Raw genomic sequence first — 22,639 nt, 5'->3', positions numbered from 1 at the left:
ATCTCTTCTGGGGTGGTGGCGACGATGGGTACTAGTGCTCAGCGTCATATCTGCGTCGAATGCATTTGGTCAAGAACAATGTGAGCGCAATGGAGTGGTGTTCGGGTTTTTCAACGGAGTTCAGACGCAAGAAGGCGATGCGCAACGTGCGGTGCGTCAACATATTTCTGTTCTCTATGGATCTACCACCCCCAACGGCGAACCTATCACGTACGACCTGTTCTACAACGACACCCAAGGCTTCGCCGATTTCGTGGAGACATTCGACCAGCGTCTTCACGAACATGGGGGCCTGCTGGCCGGCCGCTTCGAACTGTTCTTCTCTGCCACGCGCGGTGAGGGGGCTTGGTGGCGAGCGATCACGTCGGCCATCCCCAGTCTGGTCGGTTTTCTGGATTCCTTGTTTGATCTGTCTCGGGCGGCACTGATGACCGAGCTGACCCCCAACCTCGGGAACCCGAACATGGCCGAAGTGGCCGGTCGCCACCGGGCACAGATCGATCATTGGGCGCGCCTTGAGAAGAAGATGCTCTTCTTCGCGCACTCGCAAGGCAATCTGTTTGTCAACATGGCCTATGCGCATGCCCTCAGCAGGACCGATGCGAAGTCGGTCAGGGTGGTGCATGTAGCGCCAGCATCGCCGATGTTGTCCGGCCCACACACGCTGGCCGACAAGGACTTGGTCATCAATGGCTTGAGGACCGTGGGCGCCGTGGTTCCCAACACCACGGACATTCCTCCGTATTTCAGTCGACCCGCAGGCCTCAATGGCCTGCGCGATCTGATCGGGCATGGGCTGCTTGAGATTTACCTCAATCCCGCGGTGCCCACGGCTGGCCGCATTCGCGAACATGTGTTGGCCGCACTGCGGGGGTTGGAGTCGCCGCCGCGCCAACCCATGCCGCCGTTTCCGGATTTCGTGGCCCGTCCGTGGACGGGTGGCTCGGCGCCTGTGGTGGTGCGGACGCCAGACGATGCGTCGCATGTATTGGAGAAAGTCGTTGATCAAAGCAGTGCTGCGACGGTGTTCGTCAGCGCAGGTGGTGGATATTGGTCGCTCGCGCCACCCGAAGAGTCAAAGAGTGGGTGGAGCCGAAAGCTCTTCCAAGGGAAGGGCATGGGTGGCTCTCGACAGTGTTTGTGGGGCGAACAGCACGTGGAAGGATGGGCGAGCGCTCAGCCGACTTTTGAATGTGTCTTCGAGAGAGTGCCTCTCGGATATAGGTCGTATGGTCCGGCGTTGCCTGAGGAACTGGCTGCGTACAAAGACGCCCCGAAGGGCACGGTCGTGCGTTTGAATACGATGACTTATCTGGGCCTGCGTCTGGGGGTGGTGGGCGTCAGCGCAACTGATGCATCGGTCGGCTTCATGTCGGGAGCCATCCTGCGCGGGTTCACGGGCATGCAGGGTGAGCGCGTGTGGAATGAGTCCTACACGATCAAACCTGGCGTGCTGCAGAACCAGGAGGCCTATGAATCGTGGCTGGCAGCCCAGCGCGCCCATGCGACAGAAGAGTTTCGTCGCTATGAGCGCTATCTGGAGGAACGAGCGGAGTATGAGGAAAGGAGGCGGCTTTGCCCGCCACCACCGCCTCCACCACCACTGGATCCGGAAGCGTGTGTGCCGACGCAGCAGGTAGTCTGCCCGTCATGACGGTGGAGTGGTGCTGCTCACCACATGTCTCCGTGACGGGTGTTGTGGGACAAGCATACGGGGCGCCTTCGCCCGCCGAAACCCGCGTTTGTCGCGCGAGAGACCGCGATGGCACGGAATCTGCAGCGTGATGCCCTCATGTGCAATTTGCATGATCCGCCCACGTAAACCCCGATCCCTACCCCAAAAAGGCGGGTCTACATTTCGGTGGCCACCGCAACATGCACCCAACAGGTGCGTTTCGCGGGACGGCCATTGCCCTTTCACTTACCACTGGAGAGACCCCGATGAAACAGCATTCCCTGAAACTGGCGGCCCTGGGCCTGGGCACAGCCGCCACCCTGATCGGCCTGCCGGCCCACGCCGGCAAGGACCTCGACGCGGTCAAGAAACGCGGCGAGCTGATCTGCGGGGTGAACACCGGTCTGGCGGGCTTCTCGGCCGCCGACAGCCAGGGCAAGTGGAGCGGCATGGACGTGGACGTGTGCCGCGCCGTGGCCGCCGCCATCCTCTCCAACGCCGACAAGGTGCGCTACGTGCCGCTGAACGCGCAGCAGCGCTTCACCGCCCTGCAGTCGGGCGAGGTCGACATGCTGGCGCGCAACACCACCTGGACGCTGACGCGCGACGCCTCGCTGGGCCTGACCTTCACCGGCGTGAACTTCTACGACGGCCAGGCCTTCATGGTGCCCAAGAAGCTCAACGTGAAGAGCGCCAAGGCACTCAAGGGCGCCACGGTGTGCGTGCAGTCCGGCACCACCACCGAGCTGAACCTGACCGACTTCTCGCGCGCCAACAACCTCGCGCTCAAGCCCGTGGTGTTCGAGAAGGTCGAGGCCGCCACCGCCGCCTACGTGGCCGGCCGCTGCCAGGCCTACACCACCGACGCCTCGGGCCTGGCCTCGATCCGCGCCAAGGAAACGCCCAAGCCCGACGAGCACGTGATCCTGCCCGAGCTGATTTCCAAGGAACCGCTGGGCCCGGCCGTGCGGCGCGGCGACGATGAGTTCTTCAGCATCGTGAAGTGGGTCGGCTACGCGCTGATCGAAGCCGAGGAATACGGCGTCACCCAGGCCAACGCCGACTCCATGAAGAGCAGCACCAACCCCAACATCATGCGGCTGGTGGGCGCGGGCACCGAAGACACCGGCAAGCTGCTGGGCCTGGACAAGGAATGGGCGCTGCGCGCCATCAAGGCCGGCGGCAACTACGGCGAGCAGTTCGAGCGCCACGTCGGCCCCAAGACGGCCATCGGCCTGCCGCGCGGCACCAACAACCTGTGGACCCAGGGCGGCCTGATGTACGCCCCGCCGGTGCGCTGAGTTGAGCGCCGCGCCACCGCCGAAGAAACGCACGTGGTCGCTCAACAGCCGGGCCACGCGCGGTCTCATCTTCCAGGCCATCGCCCTGCTCCTGATCGCCGCGGGCGTGTGGTTTCTTGCGCACAACACGCAGGAAAACATGCGCGTTCGCGGCATCCAGAGCGGCTTTGACTTCCTGGGCGCCGCCGCCGGTTTCGACATCGGCGAGACGCTGATTCCCTACAGCCCGAGCGAGAGCTACGGCAAGGCAATCTGGGTGGGCGTGCTCAACACGCTCAAGGTCGCCGTCATCGGCATCGTGCTCACCACGCTGCTGGGCGTGCTGCTCGGCGTGGGCCGCTTCTCGCGCAACGCGCTGGTGCGTGGCCTGTGCTACGGCTACGTGGAGGTGTTCCGCAACGTGCCCATCCTGCTGCAGCTGCTGATGTGGTACCTGGTGTTCATCGAGCTGCTGCCACCCTCCAACGAAGCCTGGAACCTGGGCCACCTGTTCTACCTGAGCAAGGGCGGTTTCTCGTTCCCGTTTCCCTCGGCTGGCGTGGGCCAGGTGCTGGCGGGCGTGGGCCTGGGCCTGGTGGCGGCCTGGGCGTGGCGGCAGGGCGTGCAGAAGCGCTTCGAGCGCACCGGCCAGAACGCCGACCGCGTTTGGGCGCCGATCGCGCTCATCGCGGTCTTCGCGCTGGTGGGTTGGCTGGTGGCCGGCATGCCGCGCGAATGGAACATCCCCGAGCAGCTGGCCTTCATGGTCGATGGCGGCGTGAGCGCCACGCCCGAGTTCATGGCCATCCTGATCGGGCTGGTGATCTACACCTCGGCCTTCGTGGCGGAGGTGGTGCGCGGCGGCATCCAGTCGGTCAGCCGCGGGCAGGACGAGGCGGCGGCCGCGCTCGGGCTGAACCCCAAGCAGAAGATGAACCTGGTGATCCTGCCGCAGGCCATGCGCGTGATCATCCCGCCGCTGACCAACCAGTACCTCAACCTCACCAAGAACTCCTCGCTCGCGGTGGCGGTGGGCTACCCGGACGTGGTCTCGATCGCGAACACCACCATCAACCAGAGCGGGCGCGCGGTGGAGTGCATCGCCATCATCATGCTGGTCTACCTCACCACCTCGCTGTCCACCTCGGCCTTCATGAACTGGTACAACCAGCGCGTGGCCATCCAGGAGCGCTGAGCATGGCCGACACCTATGTGCCCATCGCGCCCCGCCCCTCGCCGGTCAGGACCACCGGCTTCGTGCCCTGGGCGCGGCGCAACCTGTTCGCCGACTGGCGCAGCACCCTCACCACGCTGTTCGTCGGCGCGCTCATCGTCTACCTGCTGCCCGGGCTGATCCACTGGGCGTTCCTGCGCGCCGTCTACGTCAACGACGCGGACGCCTGCCAGGCCGCGCGCGGCATCGGCGCGTGCTGGGGCGTGGTGACCGAGAAGTACCGCATCATCCTGTTCGGCCGCTACCCCTACGACGAACAATGGCGCCCGCTGATCGCCACCGCCGTCATGCTCGGCGGCCTGGTGCTCAGCTGCATGCGCGCTTTCTGGAAGCCCTGGCTGCCGCTGCTCTGGCTCGGCGTGCTGGTGGTGTTCTTCACGCTCATGCGCGGCGGCGTGCCGGGCCTGAGCCCGGTGCGCACCGACCTCTGGGGTGGCCTGCCGCTCACGGTGATGCTGGCCACGCTCTCGCTCTTCATGGCCTTCCCGCTCTCCATCGTGGTGGCCCTGGGCCGGCGCAGCCAGCTGCCGGCGATCCGCTCGGCCTGCATCGTCTACATCGAGCTCATCCGCGGCGTGCCGCTGATCTCGGTGCTGTTCATGGCCTCGTTCATGTTCCCGCTGTTCATGCCGCAGGGCGTGACGCTGGACGTGCTGGTTCGCGTGATCGTGGGCATCACCCTGTTCGCGGCGGCCTACATGGCCGAGATCATCCGCGGCGGCCTGCAGGCCATCCCCAAGGGCCAGCTGGAAGCGGCCGACACGCTGGGCCTGTCGTACTGGCAGACGCAGCGCAAGATCGTGCTGCCGCAAGCCCTGGCCATGGTGGTGCCGAGCATGATGAACAACTTCATCTCGGTGTTCAAGGACACCTCGCTGGTCACCATCGTCTCGCTCTACGAGCTCACCGGCGCGCTGGCGCTCGCGCTGAATTCCGACGTGAACTGGAGGCCCTTCAAGATCGAGGCCTACCTGTTCATCACCCTGGTGTATTTCGCGTTCTGTTTCTCGATGTCGCGCTACAGCCTGTGGGTCGAAAAACAGCTCAGCGCCAGCAAGGCCCGTTGAAAGAAAACACACATGTCCGATTCCATCATCCGATTCGACAAGGTCAACAAGTGGTACGGCAACGACTTCCACGTGCTGCGCGACATCGACCTGGACGTGGCCCGGGGCGAACGCATCGTGATCTGCGGGCCCTCGGGCTCGGGCAAGTCCACGCTGATCCGCTGCATCAACCGGCTCGAGGAACACCAGCAGGGGCAGCTCACGGTGGACGGCATCGAGTTGACCGACGACATCAAGGCGATCGACCGCGTGCGCAAGAACGTGGGCATGGTGTTCCAGCAGTTCAACCTGTTCCCGCACCTGAGCGTGCTGGAGAACCTCACGCTCTCGCCCATGTGGGTCGGCAAGCTGCCGAAAAAGGAGGCGGAAGAAAAGGCGATGCAGCAGCTGCAGCGCGTGCGCATCGCCGAGCAGGCCCGCAAGTTCCCGCTGCAGCTCTCGGGTGGCCAGCAGCAGCGCGTGGCCATCGCGCGCGCGCTGTGCCTCACGCCCAAGATCATGCTGTTCGACGAGCCCACCTCGGCGCTCGACCCGGAGATGATCAAGGAAGTGCTCGACGTGATGATCGAGCTGGCCAACCAGGGCATCACCATGATCTGCGTGACGCACGAGATGGGCTTCGCCAAGGCAGTGGCCGACCGCGTGATCTTCATGGACCAGGGCCAGATCGTCGAGCAGAACACGCCGACCGAATTCTTCAACCACCCGCAGAACGAACGCAGCCGCGATTTCCTGTCCAAAATCCTCGGTCATTGAGCTGTCTTGCATCGGACATGGGAGGCTGTCAGACTGCCCCCATGAACGAACCCACCCCGCAGGGCGTGCAACGCCTGACCTGGATCCGCTGGAGCTGCACCACCGCCCTGGGCCTGTCGCTGTGGTGCGCGAGCGCAGCGCTCGCATTCGACGTGCAGGGCCATCGCGGCGCGCGCGGCCTCGCTCCCGAAAACACCCTGGCGGCCTTCGAGCGCGCGCTGGCCGTGGGCGTGAGCACGCTCGAACTCGACGTGGTGCTCAGCGCCGAGGGCGTGCCGGTGATCTCGCACGACATCGCCCCCAACCCCGACCTCACGCGCGACGCCGACGGCCGCTGGCTGCAGGCGCGCGGCCAGCCCTTCCACCGCCTCACGCTGGCCGAGATCGGCGCCTGGGACGTGGGCCGCATCAACCCGGCCAGCCGCTACGCGCGCGATTTCGCCGAGCAGCAGGCGCAGGACGGCCAGCGCATCCCGACCCTGGCCGCGCTGTTCGAGCGCGTGCGCCAGCTGGGCGCCCACCAGGTGCGCTTCAACATCGAACTCAAGATCAACCCCAGCCGCCCGGACGAATCCCCCCACCCCGACACCTTCGTGCGCGCGGTGCTGGCGGTCATCAAGGCCCATGGCATGAGCCAGCGCGTGAGCCTGCAGAGCTTCGACTGGCGCATCCAGAAGGTGGCCAGCCAGCTCGCGCCCGGCATGCCGCTGTCCTACCTGTCGTCGCGCAACACGCTCAAGAGCAGCGAGTGGACGGCCGGCCTGCGGCTGGCCGACTTCGAGGACGCGCCCGGCATGGTGGCCGCCGCGGGCGGCAAGCTCTGGTCGCCCAACTTCAACGACATCGACCAGCACCTGCTGCAGCGCGCCCGCTCGCTGGAGCTGCGCGTGATCCCCTGGACGGTGAACGACACCCAGGACATGGCGCGCCTGATCGACTGGGGGGTGGACGGCATCATCACCGACTACCCCGACCGCCTGCGCGCGGTGATGCAGGCGCGCGGCATGACCCTGCCGCCGCAGGTGGCGGTGCGCGCGGCCAAGGCCCCCGCGCCGGTGGAAGAGATCCTCCCCTCGCCGCCCCCGCGCTTCGGCGTCGCGCCGCAGTTGCCCTGACCTCGGGAACCAAATCGGCCCGCGCCGTATCATTCCAGTCCATGCGCCACCTGTTGCTCGCCCTCATGATCGCTCTGCTGCCGATTCGCGGCTGGATGGGCGACGCCATGGCGCTGTCGATGCTGGTCGCGCCGGCACAGGCCACCATGCACCACCCCGCCGCGGCCGGCACCGACCACGCCATGCCTGTCGGGCACGCCCAGGGCCATGACCAGGGCGCCGCCGGCATGACCGAGCACGGTGCCGACATGCAGGCCGACGGCGGCGGCGAACACACGCACAAGAGCTGCGAGGTCTGCAACGGCCCGGCGATGGCGCTTTCGGTGCCCGCCGTGCCCACCCTGTCCCCACGGCACGGCCTGCTCGCGCCACCGGCCGAGCGCTTCGTCAGCTCCGAGCCGCACCAAGGCATCAAGCCACCCATTTCCTGAGCGCACATACCCGAGGTGCGTCCGCCGCCGCCCGATGAGGGCGCGCGATGGGCGCTGGTTTGTGTTTTCAGGAGATTTCCATGACCCTTTTCTGGCGAACGTCGCCACCTGGGCCCACCCGCGCGCGGGCCGGCCTCTTCATCGGCTGTGCCCTGGCCCTCGCGTCGGCCCATGCGCAGTCTTCCGACGCCCTCGGCGCGGCCGACCCGGCCCGCCCCGTCACCGCACCGCCCCTGGTGCTGCCGCCCACCGGCAACGCCGAGCTGCCCGCGCTACCGACCGACATCGCCGCGGCGCGCGCGATCTGGCAACGCGCCAACCAGCGCGTGGCCGAGTTTCCGCGCGGCCACGCCGACCTGCTGCGCTGGGAATCGGCCCAGCCCGGTGAAGCCCGCGCCGAGCCCCGGCGCGGGCCGACCCTGGACCTCACGCAGGCGCTGCGGCTCTCGCTGCGGCACCGGCCGGAGCTCTTCACCCACGCCGACATGAACCCCCTGACTCAACGCCAGGTGGCCGTGGCCTATGCGGCGCACGTGCGGGACGTGCAGCGCGCCTGGATCGACGCCGTGACCGCGCGCCAGAGCGAGCGCCTGCTCGCCGAGGTGCTGGACGCCACGCGCACCGGCAGCGAGCTGGGCCGGCGCATGGTGGTGGCGGGCAACTGGAGCCAGGCCCGGCAGATGCGCGAGCAACTGATCGAGGCCAGCGCCTGGCAGGCCAGCGTGAACGCGCGCGGCACCACCCTGGCCGCGCAAGAGCGACTGGCCCGCCTGCTGGGCCTGTGGGACGCGCAGGCCGTGGCGCAACTCGGCGAGCAGCTGCCCACCAGCCTGCCGGAGTTGCCCGCGAAAGCCTCGCCCGGCGAGGGCGTGAGCGAGGCCGCGCTGGAAGCCGCCGTGCTGCGCGGCCACCCGACGCTGGCGCAGACCCGGCTGCTGGCCGGGCGCGACATCGCCCCACCGTCACCCGCGCGCCGACAGGCCTGGAACGAGGCGGTGGATGCCGCGCTCGACACCGTCACCGGCGCGGACTCGGCGCCACCCCGCATCGACAACCTGAGCCTGCTGCGCGACCACACGCTGGAGCGCGCCGTGAGCGCCGAAGCGGCCTTGCTGCGCCAGGCAGCCGAGCGGCGCTCCATGGCGCGCCAGGCCTGGACGGCGCTGCAGGTGCGCCATGCGAGCGCCCAGCACGCGCAGACCGTGGTGGCGCAACTGCAGACCGCCCTGGAGCAGGACACCCAGCTGCGCTACAACGGCATGCTGCAAAGCACCTGGGAGCTGCTGGCCAGCGCCCGCGAGCGCATGGGCGCGCTCGATGCCGCGCTGCAGGCGCGCCGTGGCTACTGGCTCGCGCAGGCCGACTGGCAGGCCCTGCTCGCCGGCGCCGACTACGCCGGCCCCGACACCCCCTCCTCTTCATCCGGCAATGGCACGGCCGCCGCCGCAGGACACTGACATGACCCCCTCCCTCAACCGACGACATTTTTTTGCCGGCGCGGCCGCCACGGCGGTCGCCGCCACCAGTGTGAGCCGCGTGGCGCTCGCCGCCCTGCCCGAAGCCGTGCAGCAGACCTCGGCCGACACCGCCGCGCCGTGGACGCCGCCGGGCGTGACTGGTGCGGGCCGACCCTACAACCCGGTGGTCACGCTCAACGGCTGGACCCTGCCCTGGCGCCTGAACAACGGCGTGAAGGAGTTCCACCTGGTGGCCGAACCCGTGGTGCGCGAGGTGGCACCCGGCTTCATGGTCAACATGTGGGGCTACAACGGCCAGAGCCCGGGGCCGACCATCGAGGTGGTGGAAGGCGACCGCGTGCGCCTCTACGTCACCAACCGACTGCCGGAACACACCACCATCCACTGGCACGGCCAGCGCCTGCCCAATGGCATGGACGGCGTGGGCGGCCTGAACCAGCCCGCCATCCCGGCGGGCAAGACCTTCGTCTACGAGTTCACCGCGCGCCGACCCGGCACCTTCATGTACCACCCGCACGCCGACGAGATGGTGCAGATGGCCATGGGCATGATGGGCTTCTGGGTCACGCACCCCAGGCAGAAGCATCCGCTGATCGAGGACGTGCAGCGCGACTACTGCTTCCTGCTCAACGCCTTCGACGTCGAGCCCGGCAGCATGACGCCGCAGGTCAACACCATGCTGGAGCAGAACATCTGGGCCTGGAACAGCCGCGTGTTCCCCGCCATCACGCCGCTGGTGGCGCGCCTGGGCGAGCGGGTGCGCGTGCGCGTGGGCAACCTCACCATGACCAACCACCCGATCCACATCCACGGCATCGAGTTCGAGGTGAGCGGCACCGACGGCGGCCCCACGCCCAAGGGATCGCGCTGGCCCGAGGTGACGACCGACGTGGCCGTGGGCCAGATGCGGCAGATCGAGTTCGTGGCCGACGAGCCGGGCGACTGGGCCATGCACTGCCACAAGAGCCACCACACCATGGGGGCCATGGGCCACAGCGTGCCGACCATGATCGGCGCCGACCACCGGGGCCTGGTCAAACCCTTGCAGCGCGCCTCGCCCGACTACATGGTGATGGGCGAGCGCGGCATGGCCGACATGGGCGAGATGCAGATGGAGCTGCCCGCCAACACCTTCCCCATGATGACCGGCACCGGCCCCTACGGCCCGATCGAGATGGGCGGCATGTTCACCACCTTCAAGGTGCGCGCCGACCAGAAGGCCGGCGACTACAGCGATCCGGGACCCTACGCCATGCCGCCGGGCACCCAGGCCCGCCTGGTCGAGACCGGCGCGGCACCCGCGGCCGCGCGCCCGACCCCTTCTGCATCCTCACCCGCCAGCGCCACCGTGCGCAAACCCGCCGCCGACGCGGGCCACCACCAACACTGATTCCATTTTTGAAAGGACACACCATGAACACGACGAACACCACCACCCGCCGCCAGTTCCAGCTCGGCCTGCTCGCCCTGCCCTGGGCCCTGTCCCTGCCCGCCGCGCACGCGCACGGCGACCAGCACGGCAAAGCCGCCAGCGCGGTGGTCAAGGAGCAGAAGCCCTGGGGCATCGCGGGCGAACCCGGCGCCGCCACGCGCACGATCGACATCCGCATGACCGACGACATGAAGCTCAGCCCCAACCACCTGGAGGTGCGCGAAGGCGAGACGCTGCGCCTGCGCGCCATCAACAAGGGCAAGGTGATGCACGAGATCGTGCTCGGCACGGGCGCGGACCTGCGGGCCCATGCCGAGATGATGAAAAAACACCCCGGCATGGAACACGACGAGCCCTACATGGCGCACGTGCCCGCTGGCAAGACCGGCGACATCGTCTGGACCTTCAACCGCCCCGGCGATTTCGAGTTCGCCTGCCTGATCGCCGGCCATTTCGAAGCCGGCATGCGTGGCACCATCCGCGTCAAGCCCAAGGCCTGATGCCCACCCTTCAGGAGCACCCCATGCAACGACGACACCTGCTCAGCGCCGCGATCGGCCTGTCCCTGGCGGCCAGCGGCGCCTTCGCCCAGACGCCCGCCCCCCCTGCACTGCAGGTCTGGAAAGACCCCAACTGCGGCTGCTGCAAAGACTGGGTCGAGCTCATGCGCGCCGACGGCTTCCAGGTCCAGGTCTTCGACACCGGCAACACCGCCGTGCGCCAGCGCCTGGGCCTGCCCGCCAAGTACGGCTCGTGCCACACCGCCCTGGTCGGTGGCTACGTGGTCGAAGGCCATGTGGCGGCCAGCGAGATCCGCCGCCTGCTCGCCGAGAAACCCGACGCGATCGGCCTGGCCGTGCCCGGCATGCCGGTGGGCAGCCCGGGCATGGACGGCCCGGTGTACGGCGATCGGCGCGACGCCTACGACGTGTTGCTGGTGCAGCGCGACGGCAGCTCGCGCGTGTTCCAGCGCCACGCGGGCGCGGCCACCGGCGGCTTCAAACCGACCTCGGGCGATGCGGCGGCCGGCGCGCTGCCGGCCAGCGAGGCCGAGGTGCGCAAGGTCGACACCGCCGCCGGCAAGATCACGCTCAAGCACGGCGAGATCAGGAACCTGGACATGCCGCCCATGACCATGGTCTTCCAGGCGCGCGACCCGGCCCTGCTGGGCAAGGTGAAGGCCGGCGACAAGGTGCGCTTCACGGCGGACAAGGTCAACGGCGCCTACACCGTGATGAGCCTCGAACCGGCGCCCTGAGCCGGCGGGGGTGGCTGGTCCGCGGTTTGATCTGCGTCAAACCGCGGCCAGTCTGGGCCGGCTGCTGCGTTTTTTCCCTTCGGTTTCGGCCGCAATGGCCGATGACCATCCCATGCGCAACAACCTGCCCGTCACCCACAACGAATATGTGATCCCCGAAGGGGTCACGCTGGTGTCCACCACCGACCTGCAAAGCCGCATCACCTACTGCAACCCGGCCTTCGTGGCCGTGAGCGGTTTCGATCGCGAAGAACTCCTGGGGCAGCCGCACAACATCGTGCGCCACCCCGACATGCCCACCGAGGCCTTCCGGGACATGTGGGCCACCCTGGCCAGCGGCTCGCCGTGGTCGGCGCTGGTGAAAAACCGGCGCAAGAACGGCGACCACTACTGGGTGGAAGCCAACGCCACCCCGGTGCTGGAAAACGGCCGGACCGTGGGCTACATGTCGGTGCGCACCGCGCCCAGCCGCGACAAGGTGCAGCAGGCCGAAGCCCTCTATGCCCGCATGCGGGCCGAAGGCCAGGACGGGCGCGCCACCCTCTCGCTGCGGCAAGGGCAGGTGGTGCAGGGCGGCTGGCTCGGCCGGCTGCAGGACATCACCCGGCTCACGCTGGGCAAACGCATCGCGCTGTGCTCGGTGGGCATGGCGGCGGCGGGCCTGGTCATGGGCGAACTCGCCGCCCCCTTCGGCGCCCTGGCGCACCTCGGTGCCGGCGTGGCCCTGCTCGCCGTGGCCTCGGTGGCCGCGCTCCTGCTGCGCCAGCAGATGCTCACGCCCCTGCAACGGGCGGTGGCCTTTGCCAACCAGATGGCCGCGGGGGATCTCTCCGCGCGCATCCAGGGCCACGCCAATGGCGAATTCGGCGAACTCACGAAGGCCCTGAACCAGCTCAATGTGAACCTGCAGGCCGTCGTGGCCGACGTGCGCCACGAGGTCGAGGGCGTGCAGGTGGCCTCCAGCCAGATCGCCGCCGGCAACCAGGACCTGTCCTCGCGCACCGAGTCGCAGGCCAGCAGCCTGGAGCAGACCGCCGCTTCGGTGGAAGAACTCAGCAGCACGGTGCAGCAGAGCGCGAACGCCTCGCGCGAGGCCTCGGTGCTGTCGCAGCGCTCGGCCAGCGTGGCGCGCGAAGGCAACGATGCCATGGCGCGCGTGATCCACACCATGGACGACATCAGCCGCTCGTCCAAGCGCATCGGCGAAATCATCGGCGTGATCGACGGCATCGCCTTCCAGACCAACATCCTGGCCCTGAACGCGGCGGTGGAAGCGGCGCGCGCGGGTGAACAGGGCCGGGGTTTCGCGGTGGTGGCCGGCGAGGTGCGCAGCCTGGCCCAGCGCACCATGACCGCCTCCAGGGAAATCAAGGCGCTGATCGACGAGTCGACGGGCCAGGTGACCGCCGGCAGCGAGCTGGTGCACAGCACCGGCAAGACCATGACCGAGGTGGTGCAGTCGGTCGAACAGGTCAACGGCCTGATCGCCGACATCACCCACGCCACGCAGGAACAGGCCCTGGGCCTGGGCCAGATCAACCATGCCGTGGGCCAGCTCGACGCGGTGACCCAGCAGAACTCGGCCATGGTCGAGCAACTCGCCGCCGCCGCGGGCTCCCTGCAGGCCCAGGCCCAGGTGATGAACGACGCGGTGCGCGTCTTCCGCCTGCAGCAGCGCGCGGGCGCCGTGCGGGCCTGAGCGGCCTTCAGTTCGCGCTCAGGTCGATCTTCGCAGCCACGGCCTCGAAGGCCTTGAGTTCGCCGGCGAGCTTGGCGGCGAACTGCGCCGGCGTCACCGGCTGGGCCGCGACGTTGCCCTGCTTGGCCAGGGCGTCGCGGAACTCGGGCGTCTGGATGATCGCGTTGATGTCGGCGTTGATCTTCGCCACGATCGCGGGCGGCGTACCGGCCGGCGCGAGCACGCCGTGCCAGGTGCCGATGGTGAAGTCGGCGATGCCGGCTTCGGCGAAAGTGGGCACGTCCTTGAGGTGAGGGAAGCGCTGGCTGGACGTGACCGCGAGCGGGCGCAGCTTGCCCGCCGTGACGAAGGCCGTGATCGAGCCAGGCGACGGGAACGACATGTCGACCACGCCACCCACCAGGTCGGTCATGCCCGGTGCCGCGCCTTTGTAGGGCACGTGCAGCATGTCGGTGCCGGTGCGCAACTTGAAGATCTCGCCGGCCAGGTGCGGAATGCCCCCGACGCCCTGCGAGGCGTAGCTGAAGGACTTCTGCTTCGCGCGCAGGGCGGCGACCAGCTGGCCCACGTTCTGGTAGGGCGAAGCGGCGTTCACCACCAGCACGTTGGGCACATCGACGGTGAGCGCGATGGGTGCGAACGACTTTTCGACGTCGTAGCGCAGGCCCTTGACCACGAACTTGTTGAGCGTGTGGCTGGTGGCCGTGACCAGCAGGGTGTAGCCATCGGGCTTGGCATGGGCCACCGCCGCCGCGGCGATGGTGCCATTGGCACCGGCGCGGTTCTCCACGATCACCGACTGCCCCCACTGCGCGGCCAGCGCCTGGCCCACCAGGCGGGCCGACTGGTCGATCGCGCCACCGGCGGCGTAGCCCACCACCAGGGTCACGTTGCGGTTCGGGAAATCCTGCTGCGCGTGCGCGGCACCGCAGGCGAGGATCGCGGCGAATGCGCCGCAGGCGAGGGTCTTCATGGTGTCTCCGTTGGAATCTGCTGCGCCACAGGCAGCGATGGAGCCCATCGTAGGAAGCGCGTTCCAGGGCGTCAAAGCGAGATTGGGCGGATTCCGCCAGGAGAAAAGCGGACACCGGCCGAACATCCTGTCACAGCAGGCGCAGGGGGTCGGCATGCTAATGTCGCGCCATGCCCAAGACCCTGCGATACACCCTGCTCTCCCTGCGCGAGATGCTGCTGTCTGCCGGCCCGTTCGCCATCCTCACGGTCGCCCTGCTCTGTTTCACCTACTGGTGGCTCAAGCCCAACCCGCCGGACCGCGTGGTGCTGGCCACCGGGCCCGCGCAAAGCGCCTACGAAGCCTTCGGCAAACGCTACGCCGAGGCGCTCGCGCGCAACGGCATCACGGTCGAGCTGCTGCCCTCCGAAGGTTCGTCCGCCAACCTGGAGCTGCTGCGCACCGGCCAGGCCGACCTGGGTTTCGTGCAGGGCGGCACGGCCGACATCGGCTACGACGACGAAGATTCCATCACCTCCCTGGGCAGCCTGTTCGTGGAACCGCTCTGGCTGTTCTACCGGGAGGACGCCGCCAAGCGCCTGCGCAAGTCGCCTACCGTGAGCAAGCTCTCCGAACTCAAGGGCTGGCGCGTGAACGTGGGCACGCCGGGCAGCGGCGTGCCGCGCCTGTTCTCCACGCTGCTGGACGTGAACCGCCTCAATGCCTCCGAGATGACGCTCAGCCAGCTGGAGCAGACACCCGCCACGGTGGCCTTTCTCAACGGCGAGCTCGATGCCGTGGTGTTCGCCTCGGCGCCCGAATCGCTGATGGTGCAGATGCTGCTGCAGACGCCCGGCGTGCGCCTGCTGGACTTCGCGCAAAGCGAGGCCTACTCGCGCCGCTTCGGCTACCTCACCCCCGTGGTGATGCCGCAGGGCATGGTGGACCTGGCCAACAACATCCCGCCGCGCAACGTGCGCCTGGTGGCGTCCACCACCAGCCTGCTCGCGCAGGCGAACACGCACCCGGCCATCCTGCAGCTGTTCGCGCAGACCGCCATCAGCCTGCACAGCGGTGCGAGCTGGTTCAGCCGGGCGCGCGAGTACCCCAGCCTGGAGCACAGCGAGGTGCCCATCGCGCCCGAGGCGCAGCGCGCCATCAAGGGCGGCACGCAGCCCTTCCTGCAGCGCTACCTGCCGTTCTGGCTGGCCAACCTGATCGAGCGCATGTGGCTGGCCATGGGCCTGATCATCGCGCTGGCGCTGCCGCTCTCGCGCATCGTGCCGCCGCTCTACACCTTCCGCATCCGCAAGCGCGTGTTCCGCTGGTACGCCGAACTGCGCGACGTGGAGCAGCGCAGCGAAAACAGCGACGAGAGCGCGCAGGAGCTGCTGGAGCAGCTGAACGCGATGGAGGCCAAGGTGGAAAAGGTGGTGGTGCCGCTGTCGTACACCGACGAGCTCTACGCGTTGCGCAACAACATCCACCTGGTGCGCAAGAAGCTGCTGCGCAAGGCTTGAGGGCCGTTCCTCAGGGGCCTTTTTTGTCCTGCGCCATGGCGCTGTTGAGCCAGGCCTGGCGAGCCACCTCGTCCAGGGCCTCGTCCACCACGCCGTGGTCGGCCACCACGCGCAGGCGGTCCTGTTCCAGCAGGCGTTCGAGCCCACGCTTGGTCATGGACAGCGAACGGCCGTTCGCGCCGGTGAACAGGAACAGCGTGCCGTGCGGGCTGGCCCAGGTGATCTGCCAGCGCATGGCCTGACCGTCCTGCAGCACATCGACCCAGGAGCCCACGGGCAGGTCCGAGGTGCGCTGCACCGCCATCTCGGCCTTGACCTCGGCCCAGTCGCGCTGCCGCTGCATGGGCCGGGTTTCGAGAAACGCCGGCTGGGTGGAGGTCAGCTGAGAGTCGAGCAGCACGTCGTCCATCAGGCAGGAATCGCGCGCCTCGGTGCGCTGCATCCAGGGCTCGTCGTCCATCTCCGGCTGGATGCTGGGCTGTTCTTCCTCGGGCGGCGGCTCCTGGCTGCTGCGCTGGGTCTTGTAGGCCGCCTCGTGCAGGCCCATGAGCGCCTGGAAAAACGCCTCGGTCTGCTCGCGCGGGTAGTCGATGGAGTCCAGGCCTTCGCGCAGCGTGCGCAGCACGCCGGGGATGACCTTGACCAGGCGCGGCCTGTTCAGGCTGGCCAGCGCCAGCTGGCTGGACCACAGCAGGTCGGGCAGGATGTCGCTGTAGCGCCGCGCGGGCGAGTCGACCGGCGACACGGGTGAAGACTCGGACATCTCCAGCCGCGCCTGCGCCACCACCTGCGACCAGGGGCCGGTGAGGAAGCGCCGCACCACACCCGGCGCTTTGTCGAAGTCGTTGCGCGCGCGGATCTCGGCCGCCACGCGTTCGGCCAGCAGATTGCGCTGCTCCACGCGCACCAGCGTCTGCACCGCCAGGCCACGCGCCTGAACCTGCGCGGGCGCCACGGACTCCGCTTGCGAACGGTGCAGGTCCGCGAGCAGGCTGGGGAAGCGCTCGGCAAGGTCCTCGCCCGGCTTGAGCAGGGTGCGCACGATGCCGCGCACCTGGTTGGAGAACGGGTTGTAGCCCGGGTCCATCTCGCTGGTGAAGGCCAGGCTGCGCTCGGTGATGGCGTCGAGCAGGCGGCGCGCGGGGTTCTGCTTGTCGGCGAAGAAGCGCGGCTCGCTGCGCGCCAGCTGCAGCAGCGCGGGCTTCATGTCCTGCACCAGGTTGCGCACCGGCGCGAGCAGGCGCTCGTCGGCCGCGATGCGCTTGAGCATGAGGGTGACCACCTCGCTGGCCAGCGTGCGGCCCATGACGTTGTCCGACACCGCCGTCTTGCTGTTGGACTTCTCGTTGAGGTCGAGGTTGCCGACCAGCAACTGGTGGAGATGGTCGAGCGTGAGCAGGTTGTCGTTGACCAGCACTTCCTGCACCGAGACCGCTTCGTCCCGCGGGCTGGCCACCGCGACCGACCGGCGAGGCGCCGCGGTCTGCGTCACCACGTAACCGGCCGGCTTCACGCCCGCACGATCGAGTTGCTTGCTCAAATAGGCGTACAGGTGGCGCAGCTCGTCGCCGAGCGACATGGCGCCGACCTGCAGCCAGCGCGTGCGCACCGCGGCTTCCACATGCAGGCCCTTGAGCGCCGTCATCAGCGCGGCCACGATCACCTCGACCCGCAGGGGGTTGGCCTCGGGGTTCACGACCGTGAGACCCTGGGCGCCACTCATGCGCGAGGTCAGCGTGACCAGCTCTTCGTCCACCGCCATCTTGACGACCTGCTGCACGCGGGCGAGCTCCACGGTTTCCTGCACCTGGTCGTCGCCCATGAGTTCGAGCTCGTCGAAACTCACGGTGGGCGAGCGGCGCGAACCGGTGCCGGTGTGCGGCAGGGCGTTCTCCATCGACTCGGCGAACGCGGCGAGAAAACGGGTGGCGATCAGGTCGCGGTGCGACTCCAGCGTGGTGCGGGCCTGCAGCATGCCCTGCTTCTCGCTGAGCTGGCTGGCCGAGAGCTCGCGGTCCTTGAGGGTGCTGTGCAGCTTGCCCAGCCAGCGCGGCACCCACTCGCGGGTCTGCGCCAGGGCTTCGCGGAGGCAGGCGTCAAAGGCCTGGGTGTTGCTGGCGTCCATGCAGCCGGTGTCCTTCGTGAGCGGGGAAGAAAACGGAAAGGGTTCTGCACATTATCGGCAGGAGGGTGCCGTCACCATAGCGCAAAAGTAGGCCGGAAAGGCCTGGCGTTCACCGCTCAGCCATCAATGCGCGCCAGCCATCGGCGCCCAGCTCGCGCAGGGTCTGCAAGTTGCGCTCGACGATGGCGTCGGCGTCACCGCCGGCGGTCTCGATCGCGCGCTCGACGCTGTCCTCGCGCAGCAGGTGCAGCGTGGGAAACGGCGCGCGGTTGGTGGCGTTGGTCACGTCGTCCGGCGCCGTGCCCTCGAATTGAAACAAAGGGTGAAACGGCGCCACCTGGATCACACCTTCGAGCTCGTGCTCGGCCACCACGTCGTCCACCACGTTGAGGAAGTCGTTGAAGACCTCGAAATCGGGGAACAGCGTGGCATGCACCAGCAGGGTGGTGTCGATCTCTTCGGCCGGCGTGTTCACCAGCAGGTCGAGCTCGCGGTCGAGATCGTCCAGGAAGGCGTCCAGGTGCCGCGCCGTACTCACCACGATGCGCACCTGGTTCTTCACGTACACCGCGCGCGCGAACGGACACAGGTTCAGGCCGATGACGGCCTTCTCGATCCAGTGGCGCGTGGCGGCAAGAACGTCTTCGGCGGTCAAAGTGGACATGTCGGGAAGAAGAGGTGGTGCTGGTCCAGAATGCCGCGGGTCCGGGTCCCCCGGCCCGCAGGCATTGCCCCCTTGAGGGGGTGACGGCCCGAGCATCGGGCCGGCGCGGGGGTGGGCTTACTTCAAGGCTTTGAAGCGCATGCGCTTGGGCTTGGCACCCTCTTCACCCAGGCGCTTCTTCTTGTCGGCTTCGTACTCCTGGTAGTTGCCGTTGAAGAACACCCACTGGCTGTCGCCCTCGGCGGCCAGAATGTGGGTGGCGATGCGGTCGAGGAACCAGCGATCGTGGCTGATGACCAGCGCGCAACCGGCGAACTCGAGCAGCGCGTCTTCGAGCGCGCGCAGGGTTTCCACGTCCAGGTCGTTCGAGGGTTCGTCCAGCAGCAGCACGTTGCCGCCCTCGGCCAGCGTCTTGGCCAGGTGCAGGCGACCGCGTTCACCGCCCGAGAGGCTGCCCACGCGCTTTTGCTGGTCGCCGCCGGAGAAGTTGAAGCGGCCGCAGTACGCGCGGCTGGGCATCTGGAACTTGCCCACGGTGATCATGTCCAGACCGCCGGAGATGTCTTCCCACACGGTCTTGTCGCCGTCCAGGCCTTCGCGGCTCTGGTCGACGAAGGCCATCTTCACGGTCTGGCCGATCTTCACTTCGCCGGAGTCTGGCTGTTCCTTGCCGCTGATCAGCTTGAACAGCGTGGACTTGCCCGCGCCGTTGGGGCCGATGATGCCGACGATGGCGCCCGCGGGGATCTGGAAGCTCAGGTTGTCGATCAGCAGGCGGTCACCGAAGGACTTGCTGACGTTCTTGAACTCGAACACCTCGTTGCCCAGGCGCTCGGCCACGGGAATGAAGATCTCGTTGGTTTCGTTGCGCTTCTGGTACTCGACGTCGCTCAGCTCTTCGAAACGGGCCAGGCGCGCCTTGCTCTTGGCCTGGCGGCCCTTGGGGTTCTGGCGCACCCACTCCAGTTCCTTCTTCATGGCCTTGGTGCGGGCGTCTTCGGTGCGCTGCTCCTGCTCCAGGCGGGCTTCCTTCTGCTCCAGCCAGGTGGAGTAGTTGCCCTTGTAGGGAATGCCGTGGCCGCGGTCGAGTTCGAGAATCCACTCGGCCGCGTTGTCCAGGAAGTAGCGATCGTGGGTGATGGCCACCACGGTGCCGGGGAAACGTTGCAGGAACTGCTCGAGCCAGTCCACCGATTCGGCGTCCAAGTGGTTGGTCGGCTCGTCGAGCAACAGCATGTCGGGCTTGGACAACAGCAGGCAGCACAGCGCCACGCGGCGCTTCTCACCGCCGGAGAGCACGCCGATCTTGGCGTCCCAGGGCGGCAGGCGCAGCGCGTCGGCCGCGATTTCAAGCTGGTGTTCGCCGTCGGTGCCCGAAGTCGCGATGATGGCTTCGAGCTGCGCCTGCTCGGCGGCCAGGGCGTCGAAGTCGGCGTCTTCCTCGGCATAGGCCGCGTAGACCTCGTCCAGGCGCTTCTGCGCGGCGCGCACACCGCTCATGCTGGCCTCGACCGCCTCGCGCACGTTCTGTTCGGGGTCGAGCTGGGGTTCCTGGGGCAGGTAGCCGATGCGGATGCCCGGCATCGGGATCGCTTCGCCTTCGATCTCCTTGTCGATGCCGGCCATGATCTTGAGCAGCGTGGACTTGCCCGAACCGTTGGTGCCCAGCACGCCGATCTTGGCGCCCGGGAAGAACGAGAGCGAGATGTCCTTGAGGATCTGTCGCTTGGGCGGCACGATCTTGCCGACCCGGTTCATGGAAAAGACGTATTGAGCCATGGGAATGTTCTGCCTGAAGAATCTGCAGCCAGGACGGCCGCGCAACCCATGATTATCCCCTCAGACACCCATGGACCGCTTTTGAGCGGCGGTTGACGGCGGCAAAGCCCCGATCGTGCGACAATAGACCCTGTCGGGCACTTCAGTTGGCTCGGCGCCGGCACTTCGCCGGGGTGTGCGCAACCCGCTTGCGGCCACCGACTTCCTGAATCCATCTGCCCCAGACTGACCGGGCGCCGCAGCCAACCAGGCCGCGACATCCGGAGTGGCCGATGCCCCCAGCGCCCTGGACGGGCGCCTCATCTACATGACCTTTGACGATCTGAACCTGGCCCCGGCCATCGTGCAAGCCGTGCGCGAGCACGGTTACGAAACCCCCACCCCCATCCAGGTGGAGGCCATCCCCGCCGTGCTGGCCGGCCGCGACCTGCTCGGTGGCGCCCAGACGGGCACCGGCAAGACCGCCGCCTTCACCCTCCCGCTGCTGCAACGCCTCTCCGGCAGCGAGCGCGCCAAGAGCCGCTTCGGCGGCGTGGGCATCCGTGCCCTGGTGCTCACCCCCACCCGCGAACTCGCCGCCCAGGTCGAAGAGTCGGTGCGCGTGTACGGCAAACACCTTTCGCTGACCTCCACCGTCGTCTTCGGCGGCGTCGGCATGAACCCGCAGATCAACGCCATGAAGCGCGGCGTCGACATCCTGGTGGCCACCCCCGGCCGACTGCTCGACCTGCAGCAGCAAGGCTTCCTCGACCTCTCCACCGTGCAGATGCTGGTGCTGGACGAAGCCGACCGCATGCTCGACATGGGCTTCATCCACGACGTGAAGAAGATCCTCGCGCTGGTGCCCAAGGAAAAGCAGAGCCTGCTGTTCTCGGCCACCTTCAGCGACGAGATCCGCGACCTCGCCAGCGCCCTGCTCAAGGACCCGCTGCACATCCAGGTCACTCCTCGCAACACCACGGTGCAGCGCATCACCCAGGTGATCCACCCCGTGGGCCGAGGCAAGAAGAAGGCCCTGCTGGTGCACATCATCAACCAGCACAACTGGAGCCAGGTGCTGGTGTTCACGCGCACCAAGTTCGGCGCCAACAACGTCGCCGAGTACCTCACCAAGAACGGCATCCACGCGATGGCGCTGCACGGCAACAAGAGCCAGGGTGCCCGCACCCAGGCGCTGGCCGGCTTCAAGAGTGGCGAGATCCGCGCCCTGGTGGCGACCGACATCGCCGCGCGCGGCATCGACATCGACGAGCTGCCGCACGTCGTGAACTACGAGATCCCCAACGTCAGCGAAGACTACGTGCACCGCATCGGCCGCACCGGCCGCGCGGGCAACAGCGGCGAAGCCGTGAACCTCGTGAGCCTGGACGAAGAAGGCTTCATGATGGAGATCGAGCGCTTCACCAAGCAGCAGATCCCGGTGCAGATCTTCCCCGAGTTCATGCCAGAGCCAGGCGAGAAGGCCGAGCCCATCGCCATGGGCCGCCAGACCATCTGGGGTGGCGCGGGCAAGCCGCCCAGCCGCGAGGTGATGGCGGCGGCCGCCAAGGCCGCGCGCACCGAGATGCTGCAGCGCGTGCGCGAGAAGAAGGCCAGCGAGCCGCAAGGCCGTGGCAACGGCGGTGGCGGTCAGCGCCAGCGCCCCGCGGGTGATGGCAGCCAGGCCGACGGCCCGCGTGGCGAAGGCCGTCGCGGCAACGGTGGCGGCGGTCAACGCGCCAATGGCAATGGCGGCGGTGGCAATGGCCAGCGCCAGGGCCAGCGCCACGGTGGTGGCCAGCAGGGCCAGCGCCCGCCGCGCGAAGATCGCGGCTTCCGTGAAGACCGCGGCCCGCGCGAGGACCGCGAACCCGGTGCCGAGCGCCAGCCCGGCCCCAACGCCCACCTGGGCAGCCTGCGCATCAAGGAACCCCGTCCGCGCGCGGCCAACCCGGGCGGCCAGCCCGATCCGCTGCGCACCAGCATCGACGCGATGCGCACCGGCAACCGCGGTGGCGGCAGGGGCAAGGGCGGTGGCGGCGGCGGCGGCGGTGGTCAGCGCGGCAACGCGGGTGGCCCGGCCGACCCGCTGCGCACCAGCTACGGCCGCATCCGCTGAAGCGGCGGCTTTCCCACTACAGTGCGGTCATGTCCCTTGACCGCACCACCCCCCTCGGGGGGGGGGGGGGGGGGGG

Annotated in this window: 18 protein-coding genes; 14 read left to right on the top strand and 4 right to left on the bottom strand. The window is 68.1% G+C overall.

Annotated elements, in window-relative coordinates; all coding sequences use genetic code 11:
* The first annotated feature begins 34 nt into the window (after positions 1 to 34).
* The 12 genes from AC3WPZ_RS05595 (at position 35) to AC3WPZ_RS05540 (ending at position 13,425) form a co-directional block, all read left to right on the top strand.
* Positions 35 to 1,654 carry a hypothetical protein gene (locus AC3WPZ_RS05595; RefSeq protein ID WP_444687106.1) on the top strand — a complete coding sequence of 540 codons (1,620 nt, stop codon included), beginning with the start codon at positions 35 to 37 and terminating at the stop codon, positions 1,652 to 1,654.
* Positions 1,655 to 1,941: 287 nt separating this feature from the next.
* Positions 1,942 to 2,976 carry an amino acid ABC transporter substrate-binding protein gene (locus AC3WPZ_RS05590; protein WP_382321010.1) on the top strand — a complete coding sequence of 345 codons (1,035 nt, stop codon included), beginning with the start codon at positions 1,942 to 1,944 and terminating at the stop codon, positions 2,974 to 2,976.
* Position 2,977: 1 nt separating this feature from the next.
* Complete coding sequence (locus AC3WPZ_RS05585; protein WP_444687107.1) at positions 2,978 to 4,150, top strand: amino acid ABC transporter permease; 1,173 nt, start codon at positions 2,978 to 2,980, stop codon at positions 4,148 to 4,150.
* A 2-nt stretch (positions 4,151 to 4,152) separates the two neighbouring features.
* A complete protein-coding gene (locus AC3WPZ_RS05580; protein ID WP_444687108.1) occupies positions 4,153 to 5,256 on the top strand; it encodes an amino acid ABC transporter permease in 1,104 nt (367 codons plus the stop codon).
* 12 nt (positions 5,257 to 5,268) lie between these two features.
* On the top strand, positions 5,269 to 6,012 hold the full coding sequence (locus tag AC3WPZ_RS05575) for an amino acid ABC transporter ATP-binding protein (RefSeq protein WP_444687109.1): 744 nt from the start codon (positions 5,269 to 5,271) through the stop codon (positions 6,010 to 6,012).
* 41 nt (positions 6,013 to 6,053) lie between these two features.
* On the top strand, positions 6,054 to 7,127 hold the full coding sequence (locus tag AC3WPZ_RS05570; RefSeq protein WP_444687110.1) for a glycerophosphodiester phosphodiesterase: 1,074 nt from the start codon (positions 6,054 to 6,056) through the stop codon (positions 7,125 to 7,127).
* A gap of 41 nt (positions 7,128 to 7,168) precedes the next feature.
* A complete protein-coding gene (locus AC3WPZ_RS05565) occupies positions 7,169 to 7,558 on the top strand; it encodes a hypothetical protein (RefSeq protein ID WP_444687111.1) in 390 nt (129 codons plus the stop codon).
* An 80-nt stretch (positions 7,559 to 7,638) separates the two neighbouring features.
* Positions 7,639 to 9,015 (top strand): TolC family protein, encoded by a 1,377-nt coding sequence (locus AC3WPZ_RS05560; protein ID WP_444687112.1) that lies wholly within the window; start codon positions 7,639 to 7,641, stop codon positions 9,013 to 9,015.
* A 1-nt stretch (position 9,016) separates the two neighbouring features.
* Positions 9,017 to 10,426 (top strand): multicopper oxidase family protein, encoded by a 1,410-nt coding sequence (locus AC3WPZ_RS05555; protein WP_444687113.1) that lies wholly within the window; start codon positions 9,017 to 9,019, stop codon positions 10,424 to 10,426.
* A gap of 23 nt (positions 10,427 to 10,449) precedes the next feature.
* The gene (locus AC3WPZ_RS05550) at positions 10,450 to 10,968 is read left to right on the top strand and encodes a cupredoxin domain-containing protein (protein ID WP_382156202.1); all 519 of its coding nucleotides are present in this window, start codon (positions 10,450 to 10,452) and stop codon (positions 10,966 to 10,968) included.
* 23 nt (positions 10,969 to 10,991) lie between these two features.
* Positions 10,992 to 11,726, top strand: a complete 735-nt coding sequence (locus tag AC3WPZ_RS05545; RefSeq protein ID WP_492438526.1) for a copper-binding protein — start codon at positions 10,992 to 10,994, stop codon at positions 11,724 to 11,726.
* 112 nt (positions 11,727 to 11,838) lie between these two features.
* Entirely contained in the window at positions 11,839 to 13,425 is a 1,587-nt protein-coding gene (locus AC3WPZ_RS05540) for a methyl-accepting chemotaxis protein (protein ID WP_492438524.1), read from the top strand.
* Between the two features lie 7 nt (positions 13,426 to 13,432).
* Here the strand turns inward: AC3WPZ_RS05540 and AC3WPZ_RS05535 are convergent, their stop codons facing one another.
* Positions 13,433 to 14,398, bottom strand: coding sequence for a Bug family tripartite tricarboxylate transporter substrate binding protein (locus AC3WPZ_RS05535; RefSeq protein ID WP_382321026.1), 966 nt, complete (start codon positions 14,396 to 14,398; stop codon positions 13,433 to 13,435).
* 170 nt (positions 14,399 to 14,568) lie between these two features.
* Between AC3WPZ_RS05535 and AC3WPZ_RS05530 the strand changes: the two genes are divergently transcribed.
* Positions 14,569 to 15,897 carry a TAXI family TRAP transporter solute-binding subunit gene (locus AC3WPZ_RS05530; protein ID WP_382156196.1) on the top strand — a complete coding sequence of 443 codons (1,329 nt, stop codon included), beginning with the start codon at positions 14,569 to 14,571 and terminating at the stop codon, positions 15,895 to 15,897.
* A gap of 10 nt (positions 15,898 to 15,907) precedes the next feature.
* Here AC3WPZ_RS05530 and AC3WPZ_RS05525 read toward each other — a convergent pair whose 3' ends face one another.
* From AC3WPZ_RS05525 to ettA, 3 genes are all read right to left on the bottom strand, one after another.
* Positions 15,908 to 18,022, bottom strand: coding sequence for a DUF1631 family protein (locus tag AC3WPZ_RS05525; protein WP_444687116.1), 2,115 nt, complete (start codon positions 18,020 to 18,022; stop codon positions 15,908 to 15,910).
* Positions 18,023 to 18,131: 109 nt separating this feature from the next.
* Entirely contained in the window at positions 18,132 to 18,686 is a 555-nt protein-coding gene (locus tag AC3WPZ_RS05520; RefSeq protein WP_382321028.1) for a DUF1415 domain-containing protein, read from the bottom strand.
* 117 nt (positions 18,687 to 18,803) lie between these two features.
* On the bottom strand, positions 18,804 to 20,465 hold the full coding sequence (gene ettA, locus AC3WPZ_RS05515) for an energy-dependent translational throttle protein EttA (RefSeq protein WP_291121668.1): 1,662 nt from the start codon (positions 20,463 to 20,465) through the stop codon (positions 18,804 to 18,806).
* Positions 20,466 to 20,772: 307 nt separating this feature from the next.
* On the opposite strand from ettA, the gene AC3WPZ_RS05510 reads away from it, so the two are divergent.
* The gene (locus AC3WPZ_RS05510; RefSeq protein ID WP_492438538.1) at positions 20,773 to 22,563 is read left to right on the top strand and encodes a DEAD/DEAH box helicase; all 1,791 of its coding nucleotides are present in this window, start codon (positions 20,773 to 20,775) and stop codon (positions 22,561 to 22,563) included.
* Positions 22,564 to 22,639: the final 76 nt, after the last annotated feature.

Source organism: Hydrogenophaga sp. FW305-3-2-15-A-LB1 (assembly GCF_058787875.1).
The sequence above is the reverse complement of the archived record's forward strand: the minus strand, read 5'-3'. Positions and strand labels throughout refer to the sequence as shown.